Annotated in this window: 6 protein-coding genes; 5 read left to right on the top strand and 1 reads right to left on the bottom strand. The window is 66.4% G+C overall.

The window, feature by feature from the left end:
- Window positions 1-204 precede the first annotated feature (204 nt).
- Complete coding sequence (locus ACYP5B_RS05665; protein WP_459568942.1) at window positions 205-1,329, top strand: ABC transporter substrate-binding protein; 1,125 nt, start codon at window positions 205-207, stop codon at window positions 1,327-1,329.
- Window positions 1,330-1,374: 45 nt separating this feature from the next.
- Here the strand turns inward: ACYP5B_RS05665 and ACYP5B_RS05660 are convergent, their stop codons facing one another.
- Window positions 1,375-2,130 carry a TetR family transcriptional regulator gene (locus tag ACYP5B_RS05660; protein ID WP_400098223.1) on the bottom strand — a complete coding sequence of 252 codons (756 nt, stop codon included), beginning with the start codon at window positions 2,128-2,130 and terminating at the stop codon, window positions 1,375-1,377.
- A 447-nt stretch (window positions 2,131-2,577) separates the two neighbouring features.
- Between ACYP5B_RS05660 and ACYP5B_RS05655 the strand changes: the two genes are divergently transcribed.
- The 4 genes from ACYP5B_RS05655 (at window position 2,578) to ACYP5B_RS05640 (ending at window position 9,164) form a co-directional block, all read left to right on the top strand.
- Window positions 2,578-3,810 (top strand): efflux RND transporter periplasmic adaptor subunit, encoded by a 1,233-nt coding sequence (locus ACYP5B_RS05655; RefSeq protein WP_267604871.1) that lies wholly within the window; start codon window positions 2,578-2,580, stop codon window positions 3,808-3,810.
- Window positions 3,811-3,840: 30 nt separating this feature from the next.
- Complete coding sequence (locus ACYP5B_RS05650) at window positions 3,841-6,993, top strand: efflux RND transporter permease subunit (protein ID WP_318234266.1); 3,153 nt, start codon at window positions 3,841-3,843, stop codon at window positions 6,991-6,993.
- A gap of 1 nt (window position 6,994) precedes the next feature.
- A complete protein-coding gene (locus tag ACYP5B_RS05645; RefSeq protein WP_459568911.1) occupies window positions 6,995-8,473 on the top strand; it encodes an efflux transporter outer membrane subunit in 1,479 nt (492 codons plus the stop codon).
- Between the two features lie 232 nt (window positions 8,474-8,705).
- Window positions 8,706-9,164 carry a GNAT family N-acetyltransferase gene (locus ACYP5B_RS05640; protein WP_400098227.1) on the top strand — a complete coding sequence of 153 codons (459 nt, stop codon included), beginning with the start codon at window positions 8,706-8,708 and terminating at the stop codon, window positions 9,162-9,164.
- Window positions 9,165-9,480: the final 316 nt, after the last annotated feature.

The raw sequence follows: 9,480 nt of genomic DNA, 5'->3' as shown, positions 1-9,480 counted from the left end.
CCGCCGCCGCCGCGAGGACACGCCGCGGGCGCTTATAATACCTCCGCCCCGGGCTGCGCGCGGCGAGCGCGCCATGGCCCCTTTTGGCCACCGATGTCACCACCGATGGTTCCCGCCTTGCGCAAGCTGCCCCCCTTCCCGTCCAGGCTCCCCCCTCCCGCCATCGTCGCCGAACCACCCGCGAGCTTGAGCCGGCGGCGCGTCGTGGCCGGTGCGGCCGCCACCGCGGCCACGCTGGCGGCGGGGCTAAGCCATGGCGCGCATGCCCAGGCCGCGCCGCCGGTGCCGGCGGGCTATCCGGCCAGCTACGCGGAAATCATCGCGCGGGCCGTGCAGGAAGGCTCGGTCACCGTCTATGCCTCCACCGACACGGAGGTCGCGCGGCCGCTGCTGGCCGCATTCGAGGCCCGCTATCCCGGCATCAAGGTGCGCTATCAGGACCTCAACACGCTGGAACTGAACGGCCGCTTCCTGGCTGAGAGCGCCGCCCTGGGCGCGGGCCAGGTGGCCGGCCCCGACTACGCCGACGTGCTGTGGAGCACGGCAATGGACCTGCAGATCAAGCTCGTCAACGATGGCCACGCCCTGCGCTACCCCTCGCCTGAGCGGGCCGGCCTGCCGGCGTGGGCCGTCTGGCGCGACGAAGCCTGGGGCACCACCTTCGAGCCCGCCGTGATCGTCTACAACCGCCGCCATTTTGCCGGCATGCGCACGCCGCGCAGCCGCACCGGCCTGGCGCGCCTGCTGCAGGAGAACACGCCGCGCTGGCGCCAGCGGGTGGTGACCTACGATGTGGAAAAGTCCGGGGTGGGTTACCTGCTGGCGCAGCAGGATGCACGCATGGGCGACGAGTTCTGGTACCTGGCCCAGGCGCTGGGGCGCTGCGGCGTGCAGTTGTCGGCGTCCACCGCGAACATGATCGAGCGCATCGCCTCCGGCGAATTCGTGATGGGCTACAACCTGCTGGGTTCGTACGCGCTGTCGCTGATGGAGCGCGGGGCGCAGATCGATGTGATCGCGCCGCGCGACTACACGTTGGTGATGTCGCGCGTGGCGTTCATCGCGCGCCGCGCGCCGCATCCCAACGCGGCGCGGCTCTGGCTGGATTTCCTGCTGTCGCGCGCGGGCCAGACGCTGCTGGGGCAAAGCGCCTCGCAGCTCTACACGATCCGCACCGATACAGACAGCGTGCACACGGCTGCGGCGCTGTCCGAGCGGCTGGGCTACGCGCTCAAGCCGATCAGCGTCGGCCCCGGCCTGCTGGCCGCGCAGGACACGCTGCGCAAGCGGGCTTTCCTGGCGCGCTGGCGCGAGGCCATGCGGGGCTGAGCGTGGGTGAGCGCGGATGAGCGTAGTCCCCGCGCTGCTGCGGGATCAGCCGATCTGCGCTTTGCCCGCCAGTGTTTGCGCGGCCAGTTCGGCGTCGGCCTTCTTTTTCGCTTCCTGGCACATCGACGCGACTTCGTCCTCGAGCTTCGGCACGGGGCGCGCCACGTAGCCCTGGCGCAAGGCCGGGGAGAACCTGAGGGTGTCGATGAAGGCATCGGCCACCCGCTCGGCATTGCTCTCCAGATCGAAATCCTCGGGAGCGAACAGCCAGTGCGACAGCATGCCCCCGATCGAGGCGTGGAACACGTTGACCGCCAGGTCCAGGTCGAGGTCGGCCGGCAACTGCCCGCGGTCGACCGCCATGCGCAGGTGCTCGCGCATCTTCACTGTGCCTTCCTGGTGCGACTGGCGCTGGCGCTCGAAGATGGCGCCGTTGTCCGCCACCATCTCGCATTTGTGGAAGACGATCTCGAACACGCGCCGCCACTGCGGGTTTTCCACGGTCTGGCGCATCACAAAGGCGCAGATGTCGCGAATGCTGCCGAGCGGGTCTTCCTGGCTCGCGATGCGGCCCGGCTCGCACAGGGCCTCGAGCGGCAGGTGGACGCGGTCGGACATGGCCGCGAAGACGTCGCTCTTGTTCTTGAAGTGCCAGTAGATGGCGCCGCGCGTTACGCCGGCGGCCTCGGCGATGTCGGCCAGCGACGGGCGGGCCACGCCGCGGGCGTGGAACACGGCCTCGGCCGCGTCGAGAATGCGATGGCGCGTTTCAAGCGCCTCTTCCTTGGTGCGTCTGACCATGATGCTCTCTGGTGCCGGCCACGAAGGACCGGTCTGGTTCTGTCTCCCTGAGTGCTGGCGATGGGACTCGCCGTGCACTATGCGCGCCCTGCTGGCGCGTTAGGACGTAGTTATATAGGGCGACGACTGCCGCAATGCAACAAGTTCTTACATACATGCTTGAATGTATATATAATACGCGTTCGCCTGACTTTCGGCCAGCCCATCGGTTGCTGGGTTGCTGGGGGGGCAGACGGCGGCGCCCCGCACGGTTCGCGCTGCCATGTCGGCTTGTCGTTACTAATTTGTTGCCTTTCGTCGCATGTGCCACGTCAGTGCTGCAAATTGTGGCTAGCATTACTCTTTTTGCCTGCCTCTGTGCCATCGCCAGCGGTGGGCCGCGCCGTATCCGGACACGACACCGGGAGCATATGCGGCCGATCTCAAATTGCCATCATGGGGTTATCGATGAGGAAGTCCCAACGTATCACTTGCGTTGCCGCTGCCGTGTTGTCGGCGCTTGCGCTGTCCGCCTGCGGCGAGAAGAAGCCGCAGGGCGGCGCCATGCCGCCGCCGGAAGTGGGTGTCGTCACCGTCACGCCCACGACGATCGCTGTTATCAACGAGCTGCCGGGCCGCCTCGAAGGCGTGCGCACCGCCGAAGTGCGGGCGCGGGTCGCCGGCATCGTGCTGTCCCGCAATTACACGGAAGGTGGCGAGGTCAAGGCAGGCCAGCTGCTGTTCAAGATCGATCCCGCGCCCTACCAGGCGCAGCTCGAATCGGCCAAGGCCAGCCTTGCCCGCGCCGAAGCCAACGCCGTGGCCGCGCGCCAGAAGGCCGAGCGCTACAAGCCGCTGGTCGCCGTCAATGCGGTGAGCAAGCAGGAATATGACGAAGCCGTGGCGGCTGCTGGCCAGGCCACCGCCGACATCGCCTCGGCCAAGGCTGCCGTCAGCACGGCCCAGATCAACCTCGGCTACACCGCCGTCACCGCGCCCATCAGCGGCCGCGTGGGCCGCGCGCTGGTGACCGAAGGCGCGCTGGTCGGCAGCGGCGAAGCCACCAAGCTGGCCACGGTCGAGCAGGTCGACCCGATCTGGGTGACCTTCACCCAGCCCGCCAGCGAAGTGATGAAGCTGCGCCGCGCCATCGAGAGCGGCAAGGTCAAGGGCGTCGACGGCGGCGCCCGCGTCCACCTGTTCATCGAGGACGGCCGCGAGTACGAGCAAACCGGCAAGCTGCTGTTCTCGGACATGACGGTCGACCCGACCACCGGCGCCATCACGCTGCGCGCGCAGTTCCCCAATGCCAAGCGCGAGCTGCTGTCGGGCACCTTCGTGCGCGTCAAGATCGAGCAGGGCATGGACGAAAACGCGCTGACCGTGCCGCAGCGCGCGCTGATCCGCAACGCACAAGGCGCGTCGGTGATGGTGGTGGGCGGCGACGGCAAAGTCGCGGCGGTGCCCGTCAAGGCGCCCCAGGCCATCGGCGAAGACTGGATCGTCACCGAGGGCCTGAAGGGTGGCGAGCAGGTGATCGTCGAGGGCTTGCAGAAGGTCAAGGTTGGCGCGCCGGCCAAGGCCGTGCCGTTTGTCTCGAAGACCGCCGCCGCCTCGGCTCCCGCCGCGCAGCCGGCCGCCAGCGGAGCCCCGGCTCCTGCCGCGGTGACCGCTGACAAGGCCGACGCCAAGCAGGGCTAATCACAGCGCAAATCGAAGGGAGCCAGTGTTATGGCCAAGTTTTTTATTGACCGGCCGGTGTTCGCGTGGGTGCTTGCGCTGATCATCGTGCTGGGGGGCCTGCTGTCGGTCGTGCAACTGCCGATCGCCCAGTACCCCAACATCGCCCCGCCGACGATCTCGGTCACGGCGACCTACCCGGGCGCTTCCGCCAAGACGCTTGAAGACTCGGTCACCTCGGTGATCGAGCAAGAGCTCAACGGCATTCCCGGGCTGCTGTACTACAACTCCACCAGCGAAGCCACCGGCCTGTCGACGATCACGATCGCCTTCCAGCCGGGCTCCAACATCGACCTGAACTCGGTCGAAGTGCAGAACCGCTTGAAGCGCGTGGAAGCGCGCCTGCCGGCCGAAGTGCGCCAGCAAGGCGTGCGCGTGGACAAGGCCGGGAACAACTACATGATGTTCCTGACGGTCACGTCCAAGTCCGGACAGGCCGATGCCATCCAGCTGGGCAACTACATCTCGGCCAGCGTGATCGATTCGATCCGCCGCGTGCCGGGCGTGGGCCAGGCCGACCTGTTCGGCACCGAGTACGCCATGCGCATCTGGGTGGACCCGGCCAAGCTGACCGGCTTCAACCTGACCCCGCAGGACGTCACCGCTGCCATCTCGGAGCAGAACGTCCAGGTCGCCGTGGGCGAGCTGGGCGGCACGCCGTCGCCCAAGGGCACGGAGCTCAACGCCACCGTCACCACCGAAAGCCGCCTCTCCACGCCGGAGCAGTTCGCCAACATCCTGTTGCGCACGAACCGCGACGGCTCGTCGGTGCGCATCAAGGACGTCGGCCGCGTCGAGCTCGGCGGTGCCGACTACTCCACGCTGGCCCGTACCAACGGCAGGGCGTCGGCGGCCATCGCCATCAAGCTGGCCCCGAGCGGCAATGCGCTGGCCACCGCCACCGCGGTGCGCGCCAAGATGGAAGAGCTCTCCAAGTTCTTCCCCGGCGACTACCAGTACACCGTGCCTTACGACACCTCGGCCTTCGTCAAGATCTCGATCGAGGAAGTGATCAAGACCCTGGTCGAAGCCGTGGTGCTGGTGTTCCTGGTGATGTACCTGTTCCTGCAGAACATCCGCGCCACCATCATCCCGACGGTGGTGGTGCCGGTGGCCCTGCTGGGCACCACCGGCATGCTGCTGGCGTTCGGCTTCTCCATCAACGTGCTGACGATGTTCGGCATGGTGCTGGCGATCGGTATCCTGGTGGACGATGCGATCGTGGTGGTGGAAAACGTCGAGCGGATCATGAGCGAGGAAGGACTCTCGCCACGTGACGCCACGCGCAAGGCCATGGGCCAGATCACCGGCGCCATCGTCGGCATCACGCTGGTGCTGACCGCGGTGTTCATCCCGATGGCGTTCTTCTCGGGCTCGGTGGGCAACATCTACCGCCAGTTCTCGCTGTCGCTGATCTCGTCGATCGCGTTCTCGGCGCTGCTGGCGCTGACGCTCACGCCGGCGCTGTGCGCGACGCTGCTCAAGCCGGTCGAGGCCGGGCACCATCACGAGAAGACGGGCTTCTTCGGCTGGTTCAACCGCACCTTCGCGCGTGCCGCCACCGGCTACCAAAGCACGGTGGCGCGCATCCTGGCGCGTGCCGGCCGCTACCTGATCATCTACGCCCTCATCATCGTCGGCATGGTGGTGCTGTTCAAGCGCCTGCCTTCGTCCTTCCTCCCCGAGGAAGACCAGGGCTACATGATCACGGTGGTGCAGCTGCCCAACGGCGCCACGCAGGAACGTACCATCGGCGTGCTCAAGCAGATCGAGGACTACTACCTGCAGAAGGAATCCAAGGTGGTGGACCAGATGATCACCGTGGCGGGCTTCTCCTTCTTCGGCCGCGGCCAGAACGGCGGTATCGCGTTCGTGCGCCTGAAGGACTGGAAGGAGCGCGGCGGCAAGGACGAGACCGCGCAGGCACTGGTTGGCCGGGCGTTTGGTGCGCTGTCCTTCATCAAGGACGCCATCATCTTCCCGCTCAACCCGCCGGCGATCTCCGAGCTGGGCAACTCCTCGGGCTTCGACTTCCGCCTGCAGGACCGCACCGGCCAGGGCCACGCCAAGCTGATGGAAGCACGCAACATGATGCTCGGCATGGCCGCGAAGGAACCTGCCCTGGCAGGCGTGCGCCCCGAAGGCCAGGAAGACGCGCCGCAGCTGCAGATCGACATCGACCGCGAGAAGGCACGCACGCTGGGTGTCTCGGTGGCCAACATCAATGCGACGCTGGCCATCGCGTTCGGCTCCTCCTACGTCAACGACTTCATCTATGAAGGCCGTGTGCGCAAGGTGATCGCCCAGGCGGAAGGCAACGACCGCAAGCTGCCCGACGACCTGACCAAGCTGCGCGTGAAGAACAACAACGGCGACATGGTTGCATTTGCCGCCTTTGCCACTTCCAAGTGGATCATGGGCTCGCCGCGCCTGGAGCGTTACAACGGCTTGCCGGCAGTGAAGATCGCCGGCCAGGCCGCACCGGGCCGCAGCACCGGCGAAGCCATGAAGATCATGGAAGACAACTTCGCCAAGCTGCCGCCGGGCTTCGGCTTCGAGTGGTCGGGCCAGTCCTATGAAGAGCGCCTGGCCGGCTCGCAAGAGCCGATGCTGTACACGCTGTCGCTGATCATCGTGTTCCTGTGCCTGGCCGCGCTCTATGAGAGCTGGTCGATCCCGGTCGCGGTGCTGCTGGTGGTGCCGCTGGGCGTGCTCGGCGCGCTGCTCGGCGTGACCCTGCGCGGCATGCCCAACGACGTGTACTTCAAGGTGGGCCTGATCGCGACGATTGGCTTGTCGGCGAAGAACGCCATCCTGATCGTGGAATTCGCCAAGGATCTGCAGGCCCAGGGCAAGAGTGTCATCGACGCCACGCTCGAAGCCGTGCACCTGCGGTTCCGCCCGATCCTGATGACCTCGATGGCCTTTATCCTGGGCGTGCTGCCGCTGGCGATCGCCACCGGCGCGGGCTCGGGTGGCCAGCGCGCCATCGGTACCAGCGTGATCGGCGGCATGATCACCGCCACGGTGCTGGCGATTTTCCTGGTGCCGGTGTTCTTCGTGGTGATCCGTAGCCGCTTCAAGGGCAGCAAGCGCGAGCAGTTGCTGAACGAGCAAGGGCTCGAACCCAAGGAAGGAATCTGACATGACAAAGACACTGACCACGCTGTTGCTGGTGGCGGGCGTCCTCTCGGGTTGCACACTGGCACCCGTCTATGAGCGCCCTGCCCCGCCGGTGGCCACCAACTACCCGGCCGCGCCAGAAGGCTATGCGGCCGCCGAAGTGAAGACCGGCGAAGCCCGCCGGGCGAGCGAGATCGGCTGGCGCGAGTTCTTCCGCGACCCGCGCCTGCAAGTGTTGATCGCCACCTCGCTGGAGAACAACCGCGACCTGCGCACTGCCGCGCTGCGCATCGAGGAAGCGCGCGCGCTGTACCAGGTGCAGCGCGCCGACCTGCTGCCCACGGTGAACGCCACCGGCGGTTTCAACCGTTCGCGTACCCCGGCCTTGCAGTCGGCCACGGGCAAGCCGTTCGTCTCCCAGTACTTCCAGGCGGGCGCCGGAGTGACTTCGTTCGAGCTGGACTTCTTCGGCCGCGTGCGCAGCCTCTCCAACGCGGCGCTGTCGCAGTATTTCGCCACCGAGGAAGCACGCCGTTCCGCGCAGATCTCGCTGGTCTCCGAAGTCGCCCAGGCCTACCTGTCGGAGCGCTCCTTCGCCGAGCAGTATGAGCTCGCGCAGAGCACGCTGAAGACGCGCGATTACACGCTGAGCCTGTCCAAGCAGCGCTTCGATGCGGGCGCCACGTCGGCGCTGGACCTGCGCGACAACGAGTCGCTGGTGGCGCAGGCCCGCGTCTCCGCGGCGCAGCTGGCACGCCAGCGCGCGCAGGCGCAGAACGCGCTTGAGGTGCTGGTGGGCAAGCCGCTTGGCACCATCGAGAACCTGCCCGAGGCGATGCGCCTGTCGGACGAGCGCATCATCAGCGACGTCCCGGCCGGGCTGCCGTCGGACCTGCTCGAGCAGCGTCCCGACATCCGCCAGGCCGAGCAGTTGCTGCTGTCGGCCAACGCCAATATCGGCGCGGCGCGCGCGGCCTTCTTCCCGCGCATTACGCTCACCGCCAACGCCGGCGCGATCAGCCCGACCTTCTCGAGCCTGTTCGATTCCGGCACCGGCGCGTGGTCGTTCGCACCGCAGCTGGTGCTGCCGATCTTCGACTACGGCCGGAACCTGTCCAACCTGGACCTGAGCAACGTGCGCAAGAACATCCAGATCGCCAACTACGAGAAGACCATCCAGACGGCCTTCGCGGAAGTGGCCGATGCACTGGTTGCGCGCGGCACGCTGGAAGAACAGGTGACCAGCCAGCAGCAGGTGCGCGACGCCGAGTTCGCGCGCTACGAGCTCTCGACGATGCGCTTCAGCAATGGCGTGGCCAGCCAGCTCGACCAGCTCGACTCGCAGCGTCAGTTGTTCGCTGCCGACCAGGCCCTGATCCAGGCGCGGCAACTACGCCTGAACAATGCCATCGACCTGTACCGGTCGCTTGGCGGTGGCCTGACGGAAACCGGACCGGTGGCCCAGGGCAATGGCGTCAAGCCGGCGGTGACGACGCAATAAGACAGTCTTTTCGTCCTGCCATCCGGCGCGGTAACCGGGTGGCCTCGAAGCGAAGCGCCAAAAGCGCTTCGCTTTTTTCTTTCCCGGCTTCGTGCCCGGTGCCACGGCGCAGGTGGCTTTTTTCCGAATCACAATTCCCTGCGTTAGGATGGCGGTGCGCGCCGCGCCAGTTTCACGCCGACCGCCCACCGATCCACTTACCCACTTACCCACAACCCGAAGGAAGCCTGCCATGGAAGTCCGTCCGCTTGGTGCCGATGATGTCGAGCTGGTCTGCCACCATCGCGAATCCATGTTCCGCGAGGCCGGGCGCAGCGAGGAGGTCCTGCAGGCCATGACGCAGCATTTCCGGCCGTGGCTTGTGCCGCGCTTGCGCGATGGCAGTTACTTCGGCTTCGTGCTGGTGGACCAGGGCCAGCCCGTGGGCGGCATCGGCCTGATGGCGATCGACTGGCCGCCGCATCCGGCCCATCCCATGCAGGACAAGCGTGGCTATGTGCTGAACGTGTATGTGGAGGCGACGCATCGCAAGCAGGGGCTGGGGCGCCGCCTCATGCAGCTGGCGCAGGACGAGTTCGCCAGGCGCGACCTCCAGTACGCGATCCTGCACGCCACGGAGATGGGCCGGTCGTTGTATGTGGCACTGGGCTGGCATGCGACGAGCGAGATGGCCAAGGCCATGCGCGTGTAGCGCGGGCTAGACAGTGTCCCGTTCCGCTGATTCGTTCGCAAAGTCTGTTGAGCTTGGAGGAGGAATTGTGGGTTGGGGGACGAGTGCGATGTGTATTGCTTGTGGCCCGCTGACGCGGGTTTTGGTGCTTGCTGGGCGGGGTTTTTATGCTTCTAGCTGCTGATGCAGAATAGCGTGAGTGGGCGGTGTTTTAGCGCTTCTAGCTGCTGGCGCGGCTGGGCGGTGTTGGCCGTTTTAGAACGTGTGAGATGTCACTTTTCTTTACTCGTAAAGAGGGTGGAGACAAAAGAAAGAAAGACCTATTCTTCCTAAACTG

The sequence above is a fragment of the Cupriavidus sp. 8B genome (genome assembly GCF_054589115.1).
Note: the sequence above shows the minus strand (reverse complement) of the source record. Positions and strands in the feature narration are given on the sequence as shown.

Coding starts and splice junctions, on each gene's coding strand:
- ACYP5B_RS05655 (WP_267604871.1), top strand. CDS start 2,578: ATGAGGAAGTCCCAACGTATCACTTGCGTTGCCGCTGCCGTGTTGTCG.
- ACYP5B_RS05660 (WP_400098223.1), bottom strand. CDS start 2,130: ATGGTCAGACGCACCAAGGAAGAGGCGCTTGAAACGCGCCATCGCATT.
- ACYP5B_RS05640 (WP_400098227.1), top strand. CDS start 8,706: ATGGAAGTCCGTCCGCTTGGTGCCGATGATGTCGAGCTGGTCTGCCAC.
- ACYP5B_RS05645 (WP_459568911.1), top strand. CDS start 6,995: ATGACAAAGACACTGACCACGCTGTTGCTGGTGGCGGGCGTCCTCTCG.
- ACYP5B_RS05650 (WP_318234266.1), top strand. CDS start 3,841: ATGGCCAAGTTTTTTATTGACCGGCCGGTGTTCGCGTGGGTGCTTGCG.